At 69.1% G+C, this 17,807-nt stretch carries 13 protein-coding genes; 7 read left to right on the top strand and 6 right to left on the bottom strand.

Annotated features, from left to right (window positions below; translation table 11 throughout):
* Positions 1-749 (bottom strand): ketol-acid reductoisomerase (gene ilvC / locus ACGF3J_RS22490; RefSeq protein WP_393854521.1); only part of this gene is annotated, 749 nt, incomplete at its 3' end.
* A gap of 334 nt (positions 750-1,083) precedes the next feature.
* Between ilvC and ACGF3J_RS22485 the strand changes: the two genes are divergently transcribed.
* Positions 1,084-2,151 carry a ferritin-like protein gene (locus ACGF3J_RS22485; RefSeq protein ID WP_161330142.1) on the top strand — a complete coding sequence of 356 codons (1,068 nt, stop codon included), beginning with the start codon at positions 1,084-1,086 and terminating at the stop codon, positions 2,149-2,151.
* Positions 2,152-2,257: 106 nt separating this feature from the next.
* On the opposite strand, the gene ACGF3J_RS22480 is transcribed toward ACGF3J_RS22485, so the two are convergent.
* Entirely contained in the window at positions 2,258-2,716 is a 459-nt protein-coding gene (locus tag ACGF3J_RS22480) for a universal stress protein (protein WP_202558465.1), read from the bottom strand.
* Between the two features lie 82 nt (positions 2,717-2,798).
* The gene (locus ACGF3J_RS22475) at positions 2,799-4,085 is read right to left on the bottom strand and encodes a CynX/NimT family MFS transporter (protein ID WP_393854520.1); all 1,287 of its coding nucleotides are present in this window, start codon (positions 4,083-4,085) and stop codon (positions 2,799-2,801) included.
* Positions 4,086-4,347: 262 nt separating this feature from the next.
* Between ACGF3J_RS22475 and ACGF3J_RS22470 the strand changes: the two genes are divergently transcribed.
* From ACGF3J_RS22470 to ACGF3J_RS22460, 3 genes are all read left to right on the top strand, one after another.
* Positions 4,348-4,785: a cupin domain-containing protein gene (locus ACGF3J_RS22470; RefSeq protein WP_161330144.1), complete on the top strand. Its 438-nt coding sequence runs from the start codon at positions 4,348-4,350 to the stop codon at positions 4,783-4,785.
* Positions 4,786-4,914: 129 nt separating this feature from the next.
* Positions 4,915-7,857 (top strand): SpoIIE family protein phosphatase, encoded by a 2,943-nt coding sequence (locus ACGF3J_RS22465; RefSeq protein ID WP_161330145.1) that lies wholly within the window; start codon positions 4,915-4,917, stop codon positions 7,855-7,857.
* Positions 7,858-7,977: 120 nt separating this feature from the next.
* Positions 7,978-9,915: an FUSC family protein gene (locus tag ACGF3J_RS22460; protein WP_161330146.1), complete on the top strand. Its 1,938-nt coding sequence runs from the start codon at positions 7,978-7,980 to the stop codon at positions 9,913-9,915.
* Positions 9,916-10,034: 119 nt separating this feature from the next.
* Here the strand turns inward: ACGF3J_RS22460 and ACGF3J_RS22455 are convergent, their stop codons facing one another.
* The gene (locus tag ACGF3J_RS22455; protein ID WP_161330147.1) at positions 10,035-10,466 is read right to left on the bottom strand and encodes a VOC family protein; all 432 of its coding nucleotides are present in this window, start codon (positions 10,464-10,466) and stop codon (positions 10,035-10,037) included.
* Between the two features lie 747 nt (positions 10,467-11,213).
* Between ACGF3J_RS22455 and ACGF3J_RS22450 the strand changes: the two genes are divergently transcribed.
* Positions 11,214-13,937, top strand: a complete 2,724-nt coding sequence (locus ACGF3J_RS22450; protein WP_161330148.1) for an AAA family ATPase — start codon at positions 11,214-11,216, stop codon at positions 13,935-13,937.
* Here the strand turns inward: ACGF3J_RS22450 and ACGF3J_RS22445 are convergent.
* The gene (locus ACGF3J_RS22445) at positions 13,853-14,584 is read right to left on the bottom strand and encodes an aminotransferase class V-fold PLP-dependent enzyme (RefSeq protein WP_161330149.1); all 732 of its coding nucleotides are present in this window, start codon (positions 14,582-14,584) and stop codon (positions 13,853-13,855) included. The genes ACGF3J_RS22450 and ACGF3J_RS22445 overlap by 85 nt on opposite strands.
* 322 nt (positions 14,585-14,906) lie before the next feature.
* Here ACGF3J_RS22445 and ACGF3J_RS22440 point away from each other — a divergent pair, with 322 nt between their 5' ends.
* Positions 14,907-15,377 (top strand): SsgA family sporulation/cell division regulator, encoded by a 471-nt coding sequence (locus tag ACGF3J_RS22440; RefSeq protein WP_393854519.1) that lies wholly within the window; start codon positions 14,907-14,909, stop codon positions 15,375-15,377.
* A gap of 21 nt (positions 15,378-15,398) precedes the next feature.
* Here ACGF3J_RS22440 and ACGF3J_RS22435 read toward each other — a convergent pair whose 3' ends face one another.
* Positions 15,399-16,313 (bottom strand): LysR family transcriptional regulator, encoded by a 915-nt coding sequence (locus ACGF3J_RS22435; protein WP_161330151.1) that lies wholly within the window; start codon positions 16,311-16,313, stop codon positions 15,399-15,401.
* Between the two features lie 105 nt (positions 16,314-16,418).
* On the opposite strand from ACGF3J_RS22435, the gene ACGF3J_RS22430 reads away from it, so the two are divergent.
* Entirely contained in the window at positions 16,419-17,711 is a 1,293-nt protein-coding gene (locus tag ACGF3J_RS22430) for an MFS transporter (protein ID WP_161330152.1), read from the top strand.
* The last annotated feature ends 96 nt before the right edge of the window (positions 17,712-17,807 follow it).

The raw sequence follows: 17,807 nt of genomic DNA, 5'->3' as shown, positions 1-17,807 counted from the left end.
GACCAGCGCATCTTCTCCAGGCCGCCCTCGTACATGAGGTCCACGATCAGCTTCAGCTCGTGCAGGCACTCGAAGTAGGCGATCTCCGGCTGGTAGCCGGCCTCGGTCAGGGTCTCGAAGCCCGCCTTGACCAGCGCGGTGACACCGCCGGCGAGGACGGCCTGCTCGCCGAAGAGGTCGGTCTCGGTCTCCTCGGTGAAGGTCGTCCTGATGACGCCGGCGCGGGTGCCGCCGATGCCCTGCGCGTACGAGAGGGCCAGCGCGAAGGCGTTGCCCGTGGCGTCCTGCTCGACGGCCACGAGACAGGGAACGCCGCGGCCCTCCTCGTACTGACGGCGCACCAGGTGGCCCGGGCCCTTGGGGGCGACCATGCAGACGTCCACGCCGGCCGGGGGCTTGATGAAGCCGTAGCGGATGTTGAGGCCGTGGCCGAAGAACAGCGCGTCGCCGTCCTTCAGGTTGTCCTTGATGTCCTTCTCGTAGACCTCGCCCTGGATGGGATCGGGGATGAGCATCATGATGACGTCGGCCTCGGCGGCGGCATCGGCCACCGACACGACGCGCAGGCCCTGCTCCTCGGCCTTGGCCTTGGACTTCGAGCCCTCGTGCAGACCGACGCGCACGTCGACGCCGGAGTCGCGCAGCGACAGGGCGTGGGCGTGGCCCTGGCTGCCGTACCCGAGGACCGCGACCTTGCGGCCCTGGATGAAGGACAGGTCGGCGTCGGCGTCGTAGAACAACTCAGCCATGAGACACACCTTTCGGAGAACTCCCCGAGCGGGGACGGAGGAACAGGCCCTGAGGGGCCCGGGTCACAGATTTGACCAGCGGAACGAGGCCGGCAACCGGGGCACCGCCACTCGCCCGCCCACGAGCGTGACACTATCTCACGTGCACAGTGCATCGAAATGAGCAGGTGAGTGCTCGAAAAAGTGTGAAAGTCCGGCGGAGTTCCGGGACCGTGTCACACACGTCCGGCTTCGCCGGTCAGAGCGGTGACTCCAACGGCGTGCCCGTTCCGTCGGCTCCCGTGATGCCCGGCGGCCGGGACCCCTTGCGCTACGACACCGAAATGAGCCCCCCATGTCTCAGGACCAGACCGACACGCTCGACACCGCATCGGCGACCGGCATTGCGACACTGGACGATCTGCGCAGGCACCTGCAGTGGGCGATCGAGGTCGAACACTCCACGCTGCCTCCCTATCTCACAGCCCTCTACTCCCTTGACGCGGAGCGGAACGCGGACGCCGTGCAGCTCATCAGCGGTGTGTTCGTCGAGGAGATGGTCCATCTCGCCCTGGCGGCCAACCTGCTCAACGCGGTCGGCGGCCGACCCGTCCTCGACGCCCCCCACATGCTGCCGCCCCACCCACGGACGATGCCGCACGCCGACCCGTCCATCGAGCTGTCCCTCCTGCCGTTCGGTCAGGAGGCGCTCAGGCTGTTCCTGCGTTTGGAACAGCCGGCCCACCCCGGCGACCCGGCCGAGGGTGATCACTACGAGACGATCGGCCAGTTCTACGACGCGATCGAGAGGGGCCTGCGGCACCTGTGCGCCGAACTGGGCGAGGACGAGGTCTTCGTCGGGGACCCGGCCCGGCAGGTAGCCGGCGGCCCGTTCGTCCACACGGCGGGGCACCTCGCACCGGTCACCGACCTCGACTCGGCGCTCGCCGCCCTGGAAGAGATCGTCGAGCAGGGTGAGGGTGCCGCCCGTGCCGAGGTCTGGGACGGCGACAAGGACATGTTCCATCCCGGGACCCAGGCGGTCTCCCACTACTACCGCTTCCAGGAACTCGCGCTGGGCCGGCGCTACCAGACCGGTGACACGCCCGACTCCGGCCCCACCGGCGAGGCGGTGACCGTCGACGAGGCCGGCATCCGCCCCGTTCGGCCCAACCCGCGGCTGGCGGACCACGCCGAGGGCAGCGCGATCCGTGCCGCGCAGGAGGTGTTCAACCAGACCTACTGCAAGACACTCGAGATGCTGGAGCGGGCGTTCAACGGCAACCCGGCCATGCTGGGGATGTCCGTGGGCACGATGTACGCACTCAAGGCACAGGCCCAGGGGCTCATGGCTCTCCAGGACGACGACGGCCAGGCCGCAGGCCCGACGTTCGAGTACGTGGCACCCGAGGACCGGTCCTAGCCCACCAGTCCGTCCTACGAGGTCTTCGTCCCTGACCGACGCGCGACCGGGTATTGCCGGGTCGCGCGTCGGCGTGCGCGGGGTGCTGGACGGCTGGGGCCGGGCCCTACCGGTCTGCCACCGGCAGTTCGGCCGGATCGTTCCCGTCGCTCTCCGGTACCAGGAGTACGGCCGTGCGCCCCGTGTGGACGACGGCGTCGCTCACCCGGGGGTTCCACAGCGCGCCGAACATGTCGCGGTGGTGCGGTGCCAGGACCAGAAGGTCCGCCTTCCACTCGGCCGCGGTCTCGGAGATCACGCCGGCGACCTGAGTGGTGAGCGCGTGGACCATGAGTCCTTCGGCCGCGACCCCGCTCCGGCGCAGCACGCCGACTGCTTCGTCGAGCACGGATTCGGCTTCCGAGTCGTCTTCCAGGGGAACGACAGCGGCAAAAGTGGCGGCGAACGCGGCGACGTGCAGCACCCGGACCCTGGCGCCCGTCAGCCGGGCCACCGCGGCGGCCGAGCGAACGGTGGACAGACGGCTCGGGCTGGAATCGACAGCGACAAGTATGCGTTCGAACATGGTCTTCTTCCTCTTCGTGCACGACCGCGGGAGCGCGGCCGTGTGGGCGGTGACGCTGGTTCTCCGCAGCGCTTCCGCCCCGTCAACGGTGGGCGAGTTCGTCCTCGACGACACGGTCGCGGCCCGCGACGTACCCGACAGCCATCTGCGGTACGAGCAGCGCGCTCATCACCGCGATCGGCAGACCCCAGCCGCCACTGTGCTCGTAGAGCGTTCCGATGAGGATCGGCCCCGGGATCGCCAGCAGGTACCCCACGCTCTGGGCGAAGGCCGACAGTTGGGCCACGCCCGTGCTGGTCCTGGCCCGCAGACTCACCATCGTCAGCGCCAGAGGGAACGTGCAGTTGGCGATGCCCAGGATGAGAGCCCAGGCCCAGGCGCCGCCCACCGGGGCGAAGTACAGCCCGGCGTAACCCACGAGTCCCGCCACGCCCAGGACCAGGACGACCGGGCCCTGGTGAGGACGGCGCGCCGCCATCCGTGGAATGGCGAACGCGAGGGGGACACCCACAGCCATGGTGGCGGCCAGCAGCAGCCCGGCGGAGCCGGCGGGCAGGCCCGCGTCGCGGTAGATCTGAGGCAGCCAGCCCATGGTGATGTAGGCGCCGGTGGACTGCAGCCCCATGAAGACCGCGAGCGCCCAGGCCGTGCGGCTCCGTGACACGCGAGGCATGGGGTGGTCCGCCGTCCGCGCCCCGGCCGACCGGTCCGGGCCGGAGGGGGTGGCCGGTTCGCCCTTCCGGACGAAGGGCAGCCATGGGAGGACGGCCACCACCGCGAGGGCGCCCCAGGCCGCGAGGCCGAGTCGCCAGTCCCCTCCCAGGGCGCTCGTCACCGGGACGGTCACTCCGGCGGCGACGGCCGTGCCGAGCGAGAGGGCCATCGAGTAGAGACCCGTCATGGCGCCGACCCTGTCGGGGAAGTAGCGCTTGACGATGACCGGCATCAGGACGTTGCTGAGGGCGATGCCCATGAGCGCGAGAGCGCTCGCGGTCAGGAACCCGGGCACCGAACCCACCCAGGGACGCACGAGCAGGCCCAGGGCCACGGCCGCCATGCCCAAGGCCACCACGCGGCCGGGGCCAAGACGCCGGGCGAGCCGCGGAGCGGCGACACCGAACACGGAGAAACACAGGGCTGGGACGGAGGTGAGCACACCGGCGACGGCCGCGCTCATATGGAGTCCGTGCCGCACTTCCTCCAGCAGCGGGCCGAGGCTGGTGACGGCGGGCCGCAGGTTGCACGCGGTCAGGACCAGTCCGGCGACGAGCAGACGGGCGCGCCATCGCCCCGAGCGGCCCGTGACGCGATCCTCGGCGCGGTTCGTGGACGTGTCGATGCCGCCTACTTGTTCTTCCTCACTGCGCATGAACAGCATCGTAGAATGATGGGATGTTTGCGCACGCCTCCCAGGCACACTGTGAGGTGTGATGTTGCTCATGGAATGATGGGATGTTTTCACCTTCAGTGACACTATCCCGCTGTGCGCGCGCCCGCCGACCTGTTTGCGACGAGCCGGTCGCGCGATCACACTGTTCGCGGACGGACGCGTTGGTAATACAGTGTGTCGTGTGAACTGGTCGTCGGCATCCCGCGGCCGGTCAACCGCACATCTCCCGAAGGGAATCACCATGCGCACCACGTTGCGTACAGCAGCGGCAGGAACCGCGCTCATCGGACTCTCGCTGACCCCGGGGATCGCCCAGGCCACGCCGGGCGGGCCCGGCGTCAGCGGCACGGTCCTGGCGCAGTGGACCGAAGGTGGCCGGGACTACGTACTCCGTGAGATCACCATCCCCGCCGGCCAGGCGACCGGATGGCACTACCACGACGGCACCCTGTTCGCCTACGTCAAGCAGGGCACGCTCAGCCACTTCGACAGCGACTGCGCCTCGGACGGCGTGTACCAGAAGGGCAGCTTCCTGAAGGAGCCGGCGGGCGCGGACCACGTGCACATCGGTGAGAACCGTGGTGCGGACGACGTCGTCCTGGACGTTCTGTACGTAATGCCGCACGGCGCGCCTCTGTCCGAGGACGCTCCCGCGCCGGGCTGCGACCTGCCCAAGTAGGCTCCCTGCCCCGGAAACAAACTCTTCCTCGAACCAAGCATGTTGACGACCGACGGACACTGGTCGCCCCGTAGGTGTGCAATCCGCTCCAAAATCAACAAACATCGAAGAAGCGGTAAGATTTAGGCCATGAACGCACGGCTTGCGTTGCTCGGCACCGTGGGGCCAGGTACGACGGAGAGCGAGATCTTCAGGCTGGGGCTCCAGCACGTCGTGGGTGAGCTGGGCGGCCTGGGAGGAATGATCCATCTCCGCGGCCCCATGTCCGCGCTGCGGCTGGTCTCGGCCGTAGGCCTGCCGTCGGTCGTGACGCTTCCCTGGGAGATCATCGACCAGGAGGGCACACTGGCCCCCGCCCGCGCCCTCTACGAAGGCAGCGGCGTCTGGTCGCCTGCCGGTGCCGAGGCCCCCATGAACACGAAGGGGCTGGTTCAGGGCAGTGGCCTGGCCGCTGTTCCGCTGCTCAGCAAGGATCGCAGCATCGGAGCGCTCTCCGTCGTCATGAGCGACGGTGGAGAGCCCACGCCACAGCAGTGGGAATTCCTGAGGGCCGTGTCCGCCTGGACCGAGGAGCGCATGGCCCAGGCGCCGCCGGCCGCCGGGCCGGCGCACACCGAGATGAGCGGCGATCGGCTGCGCCACGCACTTCACGAGGTCAGCGTCGGCTCATGGGAGTGGGACATCCGCACCGGGCGTCTCGCCTGGGACGAGGCGGCCCTGGACTTGTTCGGCACCCGAGCCGCGGACTTCGTCGGGAAGATCGAGAACTGGATGAAGAACATTCATCCGGACGACCTGGCACCGACTCTCAGCACAGCGGAGCGCGCGATCCGGGATCACACGGTGTACGAGGCGGAATACCGCGTCCGCCGCCTGGACGGCACCTATGGCTGGGTCCGGGTGCGGGGCAGGGCGACATACGACGAACACGGTGAACCCGTCCGGCTGGTCGGCGTCGGGTGGGAGAACGACGAGTCCCGGACCGCCCGTGACGCGCTCAGCCGCGCCCTGCGCCACATGAGCGACGGATTTCTGGCGTTCGACGACGAGTGGCGGATCATCTTCGCCAATCGAGAAGCGGAGCGCGTGCTGGGCGCCTCCGAGGACGAACTGCTCGGCCGGGTCCCGTGGGCCCTGCCCGCGACGCGGCGGATACCGGAGATCGAGAGCAGGCTCCGCGGCGCCGCCGACGCGGACGAGCCCGCCAGTTTCGACGTGCGCATGCCCGAGGACCGCCGGTTTCACCTGCGCCTTGTTCCCGGCCCGGGCGGCCGGACGCTCTACATCACCGACGTCACGCAGAAGCGGCGCCTCCAAGCGGAGCGGCAGGCCGCCGAGCGCGCCGCGTCCGAGCGCGCCGCGCATGTCGCGAAGCTGACCGCCGCGCTCGCCGCGGCCACGACATCACGCGACGTCGTGGACGCCCTCGCCCCGCGGGTGCTGGCACCGTTCGCAGCCGTAGGGCTGCTGGTGCAGACGGTGGAAGGCGAGTCCCTTCACACGGTGGGCGCGGTCGGTTACGACGACGGATTCCCCAGCAGCGCCGAGGGCGTGCCCCCGGCGTCCCGCGGCCCGCGCTGGGCCGTCATTGAGTCCGGTACCCCCCTCTTTCTGTCCTCCGTGGGGGAACTCGCCGCACACTCACCGGACGCCCCCGAGCTTCCGGTGCGTCCGGGCCACGCGTCCTGGGCGTTCCTGCCGCTGGCGGCGTCGGGCGTCACCTTTGGTGTCTGCGTCCTGTCCTTCGACCGTCCTCGGCTGCTCACCGACGACGAACGCACCCTGCTGACCACCATCACCGCGCTCGTGGCCCAGTCCCTGGAACGGGCGAGGCTCTACGATGCCGAGCACACCCGGTCCCGTGAACTCCAGCGCGGGTTGCTCCCACGCGACCTGCCCTCCGTCTCGGCCTGCACCGCGGCGGCGCGTTACCTCCCCGCGCGACAGGGCATGGACGTGGGGGGCGACTGGTACGACATCATTCCGCTCTCGGGAGGCCAAGTCGCCCTCGTGGTGGGCGACGTGATGGGGCACGGCCTGCCGGAGGCCGCGACGATGGGCCGGCTGCGTACCGCGGTCCATACCCTCGCCGACCTCGAACTGCCCCCCGACGAGATCATGAGCCATCTCAACGACGTCGTCGGCGGCATGGACGAGGAGGCGTACGTCACCTGCCTGTACGCGCTCTACGACCCGACCACACGCGTCTGCTCCATCACGCGGGCGGGCCATCCTCCACCCGCGCTCGTGCTGCCGGACGGCAGTGTCCAGTTCACCGAGCGGGCACCCGATCCGCCCCTCGGAGCGGCAGAACCACCGTTTTCAACAGTGGAGTTGCCCGTTCCGGAGGGCAGCCTTCTCGTGCTCTACACCGACGGACTGGTGGAGTCGTCCGCCCGCGAGATGGACCAGGGTATGCGGACACTCGCCGGTCTGCTGACCACCGCGTACCGTGACGCGGCGGGTGAGGACGGTGCGCGCCTCGATCTGGAACAGCTCTGTGACACCCTGACAGCCGGTCTGCTCCCCGCCGACCAGCAAGTGGCCGACGACGCGGCACTACTCGTCGCCCGTTTGCACGCCACGCCCGAGGAGAAGATGGCCCGGTGGTCGCTCGGCGACGATCCCCAGGCCGCCGGACTGGCACGACGACACGTCCGTGAGCAGCTCGCCGCATGGGGGATGGACCACCTGATCCCCGCCACCGAGCTGATCGTCAGCGAACTCGTGGGCAACGTGGTCCGTCATGCCAAGGGTCCCATCGCCCTGCGGCTCCTGTACGACACGGAGTTGATCTGCGAGGTGTACGACGGAAGCCTGACCATGCCGCGTATTCGCCGGGCGAAGGACACCGATGAGGGCGGCCGCGGACTGCAACTGATCATGGCCCTCTCCCGGCGCTGGGGAACGCGTTACACCGCGAACGGGAAGTGCATCTGGACCGAGCAGGATCTCGTCGGCGCCGGGATCCCCCGTGACGATCCCTCCGAAGCCCTGGGACTGCTGTTCCCGGCCATCGGGGACTTCGCCGGGGATCTGGACGCGCTGCCCTTCGGGGATCAGGAGCTGTGACGGGTTGGCCTGATTCAGGGGTCACGGCGGGCCGGGAGCAGCCGGCCGCGTGGCAGAGTCCGGCGGGAGAGAAGGTGCGGGCTACGCCCGTCAAAATGGATGAACGGTGATAATAGCCGCATGGAACACGCACGTTCCGGGCGTCATGCTCCTCCCGACTGGCTCGTCCGGAACCTTGAAGCCCACCCCGCACCCCTGAACCGCGCGGCCATCGTCCGCGCGTCCGTGGCGCTGTCCCTGCCGCTGGCGGTCGGGATCGCCGCAGGGCACCCCGCCTACGGTGCGGTGGCGTCACTGGGTGCCCTCAACGGTGTGATCGGGGACACCGCCGACGCCTACCGGCTGCGCCTGCTCAACATCGCCGTTCCCCAGGTGACCGGTGCGGCGGGCGTCGTGGTGGGCTCACTCGTCTACGACAGTGGTTGGGCCACGGTCGCCACCCTCACGGCCGTCGCCCTGATGTCCGGAATGATCTCCACGATCGGTGCGGTCGCCTCGTCCTCCGGACTGCTGCTGCTCCTCAACGCGGTGATCGGTGCGGGACTTCCACTTCCTGGCGCCTGGTGGGCCGCACCGGTTCTGCTGAGTCTCGGCGGGCTCGGTGTCCTCGTACTGGCGCTGCTGGCCTGGCCCCTGCGAGCGGGCATCGCGGAGCGCGCGTCGGTCGCGGCGGCCTACCGCTCCGTCGCCGAGCTGCTCGCCCATGGTTCCGACCCCGACCGGTACGGTGCCGCGCGCACCGAGGTCACCCACGCACTCAATCACTCCTACGACCTTCTCCTCGCCCGTCGTGCCCGCCAGCACGCCCGCAGTCGGGAACTGACCCGCCTGGTGACCCAGTTGAACGCCATCAATCCCGTGGCCGAGGCGGCGCCCACCCTCCTCCTGGCCCCCAGGGCTCTTCCACCGGAGGTACCCGACGCGGTACGGCTCCTGGCCGACGACATCGAGGCGGGCCGCACCAAGTCCAGGCGGCCGGTCCTGCCCGCCCCCACCACCGACGCCGGACGGGCAGTCGAACACGCGTTGTATCACGCGGCCGAGGTGGTGGCAGACCCCGACGTCGACCCATGGGGTCTGGACTACCGCACCGGCGGACCGACCCGCCTGAGGGTACGCACGGCACGCGCGGTGCGCGAAGCGTCCCTGTCCGCCGGCTCCTGGCAGTACGGGCTTCGCCTCGCCCTGTGCATCGCGATCGCGCAGGGATTCGTGTCGCTGGTCCCGGTGCCGCGCTCCTACTGGATCGCTCTCACCGTGACCTTCGTTCTCAAGCCCGACTACGGCTCGGTGTTCTCGCGGGCGGTGCTGCGAGCCTTGGGCACCGTGGCCGGACTCCTGCTGGCGGCGGTGGTGCTGGCGGGTGTGCCGCGCGGCTGGTGGGACGTGCCCGTACTTGCGGGTCTGGCGGCGTTGATTCCGGCCCTGTCGCCACGCGGGTACGGGTACCAGACCGCGGCGATCACCCCGGTGATCCTCCTCCTGTCGGACGTCCTCAATCAGAACGGCACAGACCTCCTGCTGCCCCGCCTGCTCGATTCAGTGCTGGGATGCGCGATCGTGGTCGTCGCGGGTTACCTCCTGTGGCCCGAGAGCTGGGGCACCCGAGTCGGCCACCGTCTGGCCCAAGCTGTCACGGACACGGCTGCCTACGTGGACGCCGCCTTCGGTGAAGGTGTCGACGCGTCCGACCGCACCCGTATGCGCCGCCGCCTCTACCGCGATCTCTCAAGCGTTCGCACCGAATTCCAGCGGGCCCTGACCGAGCCGCCGCCCACAGGCCGTCGGGCGGCGGCCTGGTGGCCACTGGTCATCGCCGTCGAGCGCATCGTGGACGCGACCACCGCGGCCCGCATCAGCGTTCATCACGGTGCGCCGTCCCCGCCCGCGGCGGAGACCAGACAAGTGTCTTGTCAGTTGCGGGAGCTGGCGGAACATCTTCGCGATCCCGAGGGCACGACGACGCTGCCCCGCCACTCGACCAGTCGCACGAACAGTGTTCTGGACCCGGTGCGCCATGAGGTCGCGGCAGCCAGATCACTCGCCGAACCTCGTTGAATCGACGCCGGCGGTCAGGCAGTCCGGTCCGGCACCGCACCACCGGCCCGGTCGTCGGCACGGTGCGGGTGGAGAGCACGGCCGGCTGGGACACGTGCCCGGGCCAGACGATGCCGGGGCTACGGGTTCGGCACGTCCTGAAGGACCCAGCCATTGCCGTCCGGGTCGGTGAAGTCCGCGTACGTGCAGTAGTTGCGGCGCTGGGGGTCGGGTCCGCTGCTCCACTTCTCGCCCGTGCAGCGGTGGAAGATGTCGCTGGTGTCGTGATAGATCTCGCCCACCTCCACGCCCCGGCCGATCAGCTCGCCCCGGGCCTCGAAGATGTCCGAGACGATGAGGTGGAGGCCCTTGGACGACCCGGGTGCGGCCAGGGTGACGCCGGTGCCGAAGAGGACCGAGCAGGGCGAACCGGGCGGTGTCATGTGGACCACGCGGTAGGTCTCGTCCGTGACGTGATCGGCGTCCAGGCGGAATCCGACCGCCTCGTAGAAGGCCTTCGCCCGGTCGACGTCGGAGACGGGCAGCACCACGACTTCCAGCTTGAAATCCACTTGTCGTCACTCTCGCGTTTCACCGTGGGACGGTGTCATCGTCTCGGGCGATACACGCCCGCTCTCTTCGGAGTGCGCGGCCTCCATCGGTGGCCATCACACGTGTGTCGCAGGATACCGCCCTCGAACCGTGTCACCCTCGGTCGCCGCATGGTCTGCCCTGCTGTGGAGCACCGCAGCCATGCTGATCGCCCGGCACTTTTCGGCCGTTCATCGCGCCCGACGTCCGTGCGCCGCCACACGCCGGACTCAGCACTGCCAGATCTCCCCGCCACCATCCGGCGTGCAGCAAGCAGTGCCGCGCGAGGGACCCGCCTGTGAGGTCTCTGATCAGCCATTCGGGTCTTGCGGCCCCGCGTAGCACGGTAGTTGAACCTCTGGAAGCGGTAGGCGCTCCGGTTCGCCTCGTTCCCGCTTGCCGGCCCGCCCCCAGTTGGTGGGCCGGCTGCGTTTCCCGTTGTCCCGGCGTCGACCCTCTGTCGTCGACGCCTCACTTTCGGCGATGGCGCCCGTTGACGTGATCCACGGAGGCCGCAGGCGGCGAGTCATCAGGCAGTCGTTCGACTGATGACTGAGCCGCACCCGCCCCCATGGAAGAGGTCTGGAGCAGGTAAAATCCGGAAGTGTGGTCGACATCAGAGGTGAGCGGCAGACGCTGAGTCCGACGCGAAAAGAGGCGGCGGCCGAGCGGCCGACCACGACGCGCCTGCAGGGTGCTTCGTCCGGACCGGCATCGGTGCTCGGCGCATGATCGGTCGGGACAAGGAACTGGAGGTCCTGCACGGCCTGCTTTCGAGGACGGTGGCAGGCAACGGCGGCGCGCTGCTCGTCCGTGGAGACGCCGGGGTCGGCAAGTCCTCGTTGCTTCGCACGTTTGGTTCTCATGCTGCCGACGACGGTGTCAGAGTCCTTCGCACGTCCGGTGTCGAGACCGAACAGTGGCTGCCGTTCGCCGCACTGCACCTGCTGCTCCAACCGGTTCTCGGCGGAGCCGAAACGCTGCCGGTCCCGTACCAGAAGGCCCTCGACGGCGCCTTCGGGGCCAGCGACGGAGAACCCGAGATCTACCGGGTGGGAATGGCGGTGCTCGAGCTGCTCGCCGACGCCGCCGACCGCCGGCCCCTCCTGCTGCTCGTCGATGATCTCCAATGGGTCGACTCGTCGAGCCGTGACGTACTCGGATTCGTGGCACGGCGTACCCGGGACCTTCCCATCCTCATGATTGGCGCGGCAAGAACCTCGTCACCGGGCACGTACACCCTGGGCACTCACGCCGAACTCGTTCTGGAGCCTCTCCCCCCGGCGGCGGCTGCCGAACTGCTTGACGCCGACGCCCCGGGCCTGGCCGACGCGGTGCGGGCCCGCATCCTGGAGCGCGCCGCCGGCAACCCTCTCGCGCTGGTCGAACTGCCGAGGGCAGCTCAGGGCATCTCGCCCCTGCTCGACGATCTGCCGCTGACCCAGCGACTGGAGACCGCGTTCGCCTCCCGCACCGACTCGCTCACCCGCGAGTGCAGGACGTTCCTCCTGGCCCTGGCAGCGGAGCCCACCGCACCACTGAACCAGCTCCTCGACGTGGCAGGCCGTCTCGCCGGCTCGGAAGTCTCCGTGTACGCCCTGCAGGAAGCGGTCGACGCCGGATTGGTGGTTCTGACCGGTCGCGCACCCGAGTTCCGGCATCCCCTGATGCGCTCCGCGATCTACACACGGGCCACCGTCGCCGACCGGTTGTCCACCCACCGGGCCCTGGCCGACACGCTGGAGGGATCACCGGGGCGGCGGCTCGTCCACCTCGCCGCGGCCACACTCGGGCCGGACGACGAACTGGCCGGCCGGCTGGAGCGCTTCGCGGACGATGCCCAGAAACGGGGGCAGCTGGCCGCGGCCGTACCCGCCCTGCGCCAGGCCGGCGACCTGGTGCACGACGCACGTGGCCAGACCAGCCTTCTGGTCCGTGCGGCCGAGCTCGCCAGCGAGATCAACGACCGTGTCCAGGCCCAGATCCTGCTGGGCAGAGCCGACTTGGCGGAGCTGGGCCCCACGGAGCGGGCTCGTCTCATGCTGGTCTCCGACAAGGCCGCGTTCGAGCCCGATGAGCCGCAACGCCGCATCCAGGACATGATCGACGCGGCAGCGGGAGCCTTCGACGTCGGCAGTACGAACGTCGCGGAGAACCTGCTGTGGCGTGCGGCCGCCCGATGCTTCTTCCAGGACGGCGACGCACGCGTGCGTGCCCAGGCTGCCGCCGAACTGGACCGGTGGAAGCCCGATCCGGACGCCCCCCACGTCCTGACGGTACGGGCCTACACGGAGCCGTACCGCCACGGGACCGACCTGATCGCACGCCTGGAAAAGCTGAAGCCGGACCGCGAGGACGGCCGGCTGCTGCACTACCTCGGCAGCGGTTCGATGGTCATCGGTGACGTCGGCCGTGCCACGCGCTACCTGGCCCAGGCGGCATCCGTATGGCGGTCCCAGGGCCGCCTCGGGCTTCTCGCGCGATCCCTGGCAGGATCCTGGCCGCGTCTGTACCTCGGGCAGTTGGCCCGGGCCCGTGAGGAGTCCGCCGAAGGGATCGCGCTCGCCGAGGAGACCGGGGAGTGGATCGTGTGGCTCGGACTCAAGGCCACGTCCGCGCTCGCGGCGGTGCTGCGTGGCGAACGCGAAGCCGCGGCTCGGACCGTCCGGGAGCTGAGAGCGCACAGTCTCTTCCCCGTCATGCCCTTCGCGAGCGTCATGGCGCAGCAGGTCGACGGTCTCCTCGCGCTCTTCGACAGCCGTGGCGTCGAGGCGTACGACATTCTCGCGCGTGCGTTCGACAAGGCCGACCCGCACTACCACTCGACGAGTCGCTGGTTGCTCGTCCCGGACCTGGTGGACGCGGCCGCGGCCGCGGGCCGGACCGAACAGGTGCGAGATCTGCTGGCAGAGCTGCCGGAGCTGGCGGACGAGCTGCCCTCGGAGATGATGATCGTCGCCCGTACCTACAGTGCGGCAGTCCTCGCGCCGGACGACACCGCCGAGGAATGCTACGGCTCCGCCCTCTCCGCATTGCCGGACACGTGGCCGTTGTCGCGTGCCCGACTTCATCTGCAGCACGGCCGACGACTGCGCCGACAGCGTCGGAACGTGGATGCGCGCAAGCCCCTGCGGCTCGCACGTGACGAGTTCGAGAGAGTCGGTGCGCAGCCCTGGGCCGACATGGCCCGGGAGCAACTGCGTGCCGCGGGGGAGTCGGACGGACGTCGGCGCCCGAGCAAGGGTGAGGGTCTGACCGTCCAGGAGCGGCAGATCGCCGAATTGGCCTCGCAGGGGCTGAGCAACCGGGAAATCGGCCAGCGCCTGTTCATCTCGCACCGGACCGTCGGAGCCCACCTGTACCGCATCTATCCGCGCCTGGGCATCACCAGCCGCGGCAGGCTCTCCGCAGCGCTGGCCGCGCTCGGAGACGACCAGCCGCCCTCGGGCTGAGCGGACTCGTGCGGCAGGGGCATCACATGAAGGCGCCACTTTCCTGACGGAGCGCCGCCACCAGACGGTCGAGTTCTTGGCGCGTGTTGTACAGCGTGGGGGTGACTCGGACAGCGCTGCCCCGCGCCATACCTGTGCGTGCGACCGTGAGAACACGGTGTTTCTTGAGCAGCAGCGTCGCCATCTTCTGTCACGCCCCGGCGACGGGTGAGCGAATCCATCGCCTGCTGCATCTCGTCATAGTCGAGATCCGCGTACATGACCGCGTCACCGGGCCTCAGCGAACCGTACTGCAGGATCAGGTTCTGCATGGCCTCGGTGCCGTTTCGAGTGAGAGTGAACTCCTCCTTCGAAGCACCCATCAGCTGCGCCACTTCGGCACGCACATGGTCCATGGCCACCGTGCGCTCATGGCCCGGGATGCCGTCGCGGACGAACGTGATGTTGTGGCGATTGAGGTAGCGAGTCTGCCTGGCATACTCTTCCTCGACCGACCGCGGCATGACACCCCAGTAGGCGTTCTCCAGTTTCACGACGGAACGGTCGACATCCCACAGCGACGGAAGGCCCCCGGTGTCCGCGTGGGCCGGAGCCGACATGACCGGCAGCGCGCCTGGCGCGCCCGCCGTCGCGGCGGCGGAAGCCATGAACGTACGTCGATTCACTGCTCTCCCTGGAAACCGGTCGCGAAGCACCGCGATCGAGTGTCACATGTTGCGACCGGCCACAGCGGTCACGACCGGTGGGGGCCTCAAGTGCCGCCACACTAGCTGTGGATGACACACTCTTGCCACCCCCGGAACTGCCGTTGTGTTGCTTGCCCCCCATCCACGCGGCGGCGGTCGTGGGGTCGCGCGGGTCCGGCGCGCCCCTTGGCGATGTCAGACCGTCAACCGACGGATGAACTTCCGGTGGTCCCGGACCACAGTGACGGTGATCCCCTATCACCCGACTGGAAGGAACGTCGTCATGAGTGGTGAACACCAAGGTGTGAAGGCACAGCACTCGGCCGCACGTACTCTCCGCCCGCTCTCCTTGTGCCTCGGTCAGATGACGGGTGCTCTCGAGTGGGAGGACATTCCGACAGAATTCCGATACGACCCCGATCGCCCCCTCCTCGTCACGATTCACTTCGCTCCCGTCGGCGCCCCACCGGTCACCTGGCATGTCGGCCGTGACCTGCTTCACGAAGGCCTGCGCACCACGAGCGGCATGGGTGACGTCCAGGTATGGACCGACCACCACACCGACCGGGACACCGCATGGCTCCAGATCACCGCACACGGTGGTATTGCCATCTTCAAGTTGCCCGTCCCGGAAGTGAGCGAATGGCTCGACAGCACGTACCTGCACGTCCCGGCCGGTACGGAGTCGTCGCGGCTCGGGACCGAGGCCTTCCTCTCGGAACTGTTCGACGGTCCCGGAGCATCGGCTCGATGACCCGCGCCACCCCGGGAGCGATCACGGGGATGGTGACCTGTGCTGCACGTCGGTGCGAAGGTGCTTCTCGATCAACGGCAGCAGGGCACGCACGGCCGGAGTGAGCTTCGCCTCCGAGGCCGTGGCGATCCCGGTCTCCCAGGTGAGTGGCGGCCCGGCGATGTTCACCACCCGTACGCCCTCGTCTTCGACGGGAGCGGCGAAGGCCGGCAGCACGGCTACGCCGAGACCGCCGCGGACGTAGGCGGAAGCGGTGACGATGTCGGGGACCTCGATGACGATCCGGCGCTGAAGGCCCATGGCGGCCATGCGCTCATCGACGACGATGCGGTTGCCGTAGCCCAGGGGGGAGTCGATGAAGCCGGCGTCGGCCAGGTCGCGCAGGTCCACCTCGGTGCGATCCGCAAGGGGGTGGTCCGCGGGCAGCAGGCCGATCATCGGTGTGCTGGTCAGGCGCCGCACAGTCAGGCCGGGCAGCGGCCTGGGCAGAGACAGGAACGCGATGTCCAGAATGCCCTGGGCGAGGCCTTCGGCGAGGCCCACCGATCCACGGGACGCCACTTGGAGCTGGAGCCGGACGCTCGGGTGAGTCGTGTGGTACTCGGCGAAGAGCGCGGGAAGGTCGACCAGGCTGACAACGGAGAGGGTGCCGATCGTCACCGAGCCCCGCAGACCCCCCTGTACCTGGGCGACCGCGTCACGTCCCGCCCGCGCGGCCTCCACCGCCCTTCGGGCCTGGGGGAGCAGGGCCGCGCCAGCCTCGGTGAGGGAGACGCGCTTGGAGGTGCGGTCGAAGAGCCGGGCGTCGAGCTCGCGCTCCAGGGCGCGGATCGAGGCGGAGACGCCGGACTGCACGACGTGCAGCCGCTGCGCGGCCCGTGTGAAGTTCAGCTCCTCGGCGACGGTCAGAAAGTACTCGAGATGACGTAGCTCCATACAACGATCATTCATCGTGCTTGGTGTGAGCACAAACAGGTGTTGGACGTGATGAATGCTGTTGGCGATCGTGGGTGAGTACCTACGGATCACGGGAGAATCCCTATGACGGCCTCATCACCTGCTGGCGCTCACCGCCTCCGACCCGCGCGGGCCGGGAAGGTCGGTCACGGAACGGCTTTCTGGCTCATCGCCTTCGCCTACATGATCAACCTGGCGTTCACCGCCGTCCCGGCCCCGCTGTGGACCATCTACCAGCAACAGGACGGCTTCTCGACCTTCATGATCACCGTGGTTTTCGCCGCCTACTCCGTCGGAGTGATCATCAGTCTTTTCCTGGTCGGGCACATCTCGGACTGGCACGGCCGACGGCGCGTGCTGGTGATCGGTGTCCTGACCGAGGTGGTCTCCGCCCTCATGTCTCTGTTCTCCACCTCGCTGCCCCTGCTGATACTCACCCGTCTCGTCGTCGGCTTCGGGATCGGCATGGTGACCGCCACGGCCACCGCCTTCCTCATCGAACTGCACCACCGGGCCCGTCCGGGAGCCTCCCGCACCCGCGCGGACATCGTGGCCACAGCCTCGAACATCGGCGGACTGGCCGTCGGTCCCCTGGTCGGTGGACTGCTCGCCGAGTTCGTCGCACGTCCGCTCCAGACCCCCTACCTGATCTTCCTCGGCCTGCTGCTGGTCAGTGCGGTGGGAGTCGCCCTCAGCCCGGAGACCGTGGAACTCTCCGCGAAGCGCCCGGCCTACCGGCCCCAGCGCGTGTCCGTACCGCACGCCGCGCGCCCGACGTTCTTCGCGGCCTCGGCGGCCACCTTCGCCGCCTTCGCGGCCTTCGGCCTCTTCACCTCTCTGGGCCCGGGCTTCATCGCGGGCACCCTGCACCACCCCTCCCGCACCCTGGCCGGGTTCGCAGCCTTCATGGTCTTCGGCGCCGCCGCCATCGCCCAGACCGCGCTGCCGGGTGTCGCCCAGCGCAAGCTGCTCCTTTACGGCCTGGTCCTGATGCCCATCGGGCTCATCGCCGTGACCACCGCCGTTCACCAGGCCCAATTGACACTGTTTCTCGGCGGGGGAGTCGTCACCGGAGCCGGTGCGGGTCTGCTGTTCAAGGGAAGCATCACCACCGTACTGGGGCTGACCGATCTCGACTCCCGCAGCGAAACCCTCGCGGGGCTCTTCCTCTCCGCGTACACCGGCCTGTCACTGCCCGTGCTGGGCATCGGCATCGCGACGCAGTTCATCTCCAGTGAGGTCGCGCTGATCGCCTTCACCGCCCTGCTCGTCACCCTTTGCGTCGCGGGCAGTCGGCGCCTTCTGGGACCCGTGCGCACCACGGCGCCCACGGCGCCGACCGCTCAGGTCCAATACCAGGGAGCCAGCGACGTCTGAGGGCCCTCGAAGCGGCGCTCGCCGTCCGCGGCGGTCTGCAGCAGATCAGGCCACGGGCATGACCAACCGCCGTCGCCGTCCTCCGCATGCCCCGTA

The sequence above is a fragment of the Streptomyces sp. NPDC048171 genome, from assembly GCF_043202655.1.
Classification (GTDB): Bacteria; Actinomycetota; Actinomycetes; order Streptomycetales; family Streptomycetaceae; genus Streptomyces.
The sequence above is the reverse complement of the archived record's forward strand: the minus strand, read 5'-3'. Positions and strand labels throughout refer to the sequence as shown.

Excerpts from the sequence above, each read along its gene's own strand:
- ACGF3J_RS22445 (WP_161330149.1), bottom strand. The coding sequence starts at position 14,584 with ATGGCTTCCGCCGCCGCGACGGCGGGCGCGCCAGGCGCGCTGCCGGTC.
- ACGF3J_RS22450 (WP_161330148.1), top strand. The coding sequence starts at position 11,214 with ATGATCGGTCGGGACAAGGAACTGGAGGTCCTGCACGGCCTGCTTTCG.
- ACGF3J_RS22435 (WP_161330151.1), bottom strand. The coding sequence starts at position 16,313 with ATGGAGCTACGTCATCTCGAGTACTTTCTGACCGTCGCCGAGGAGCTG.
- ACGF3J_RS22480 (WP_202558465.1), bottom strand. The coding sequence starts at position 2,716 with ATGTTCGAACGCATACTTGTCGCTGTCGATTCCAGCCCGAGCCGTCTG.
- ACGF3J_RS22465 (WP_161330145.1), top strand. The coding sequence starts at position 4,915 with ATGAACGCACGGCTTGCGTTGCTCGGCACCGTGGGGCCAGGTACGACG.
- ACGF3J_RS22475 (WP_393854520.1), bottom strand. The coding sequence starts at position 4,085 with ATGCGCAGTGAGGAAGAACAAGTAGGCGGCATCGACACGTCCACGAAC.
- ACGF3J_RS22440 (WP_393854519.1), top strand. The coding sequence starts at position 14,907 with ATGAGTGGTGAACACCAAGGTGTGAAGGCACAGCACTCGGCCGCACGT.
- ACGF3J_RS22460 (WP_161330146.1), top strand. The coding sequence starts at position 7,978 with ATGGAACACGCACGTTCCGGGCGTCATGCTCCTCCCGACTGGCTCGTC.
- ACGF3J_RS22485 (WP_161330142.1), top strand. The coding sequence starts at position 1,084 with ATGTCTCAGGACCAGACCGACACGCTCGACACCGCATCGGCGACCGGC.
- ACGF3J_RS22430 (WP_161330152.1), top strand. The coding sequence starts at position 16,419 with ATGACGGCCTCATCACCTGCTGGCGCTCACCGCCTCCGACCCGCGCGG.
- ACGF3J_RS22470 (WP_161330144.1), top strand. The coding sequence starts at position 4,348 with ATGCGCACCACGTTGCGTACAGCAGCGGCAGGAACCGCGCTCATCGGA.